The organism is Neisseria sp. P0021.S007 (assembly GCF_051956855.1).
The window spans coordinates 1-696 of record NZ_JBQCXA010000522.1; the positions used below are offsets into that span (position 1 = coordinate 1).

Genomic DNA, 696 nt, shown 5'->3' on the forward strand with positions numbered 1-696 from the left:
ATGACCAACACGATACCGGTAATCGAACAAACGACGATGGTGTCCAAAAACGTACCGGTCATGGAAACCAATGCCTGACGGACGGGGTGGTCGGTTTTCGCGGCGGCGGCGGCAATCGGCGCAGAACCCATGCCCGCTTCATTGGAGAACACACCGCGCGCCACGCCGTAGCGGATGACCGTACCGATGGCACCGCCAGCCACGGCTTGCGCGCTAAACGCATCGGAGAAAATCAGTTTGACGGCAGGCATCAGTGCGTCAGAATTCACGACAATAATGGAAATACCGCCCACTACATAAAACACTGCCATGGCAGGTACGATAAAGGACGCGGCTTTGGCAATGCCCTTAATGCCGCCCAAAAGCACAATGGCCGTTAATACAGTCAATATTACGCCGGTGTAGGCAGGTTCGACACCAAAGCTGGTTTGCACTGCCTGTGCAACCGAGTTGGACTGCACCGAGCTGCCGATACCGAAGGAAGCGAATGTGCCGAACAGTGCAAACGCAACGGCCATCCATTTCCAGTTTTTGCCCAAGCCTTTTTCGATGTAATACATCGGGCCGCCGGACATTTCACCTTTGGAATTGGTCACGCGGTATTTCACCGCCAACACGCCTTCGCCGTATTTGGTGGCCATGCCGAAAATGGCGGTCATCCACATCCAAAATACTGCGCCCGGGCCGCCGGTTACC

The 696-nt window shown here is 55.5% G+C and carries 1 protein-coding gene; it reads right to left on the reverse strand.

Features of this window, described 5'->3' with window-relative positions:
• A partial coding sequence (locus ACTHUR_RS14380; RefSeq protein ID WP_440399241.1) for an alanine/glycine:cation symporter family protein occupies positions 1-696 on the reverse strand: 696 nt, incomplete at both ends.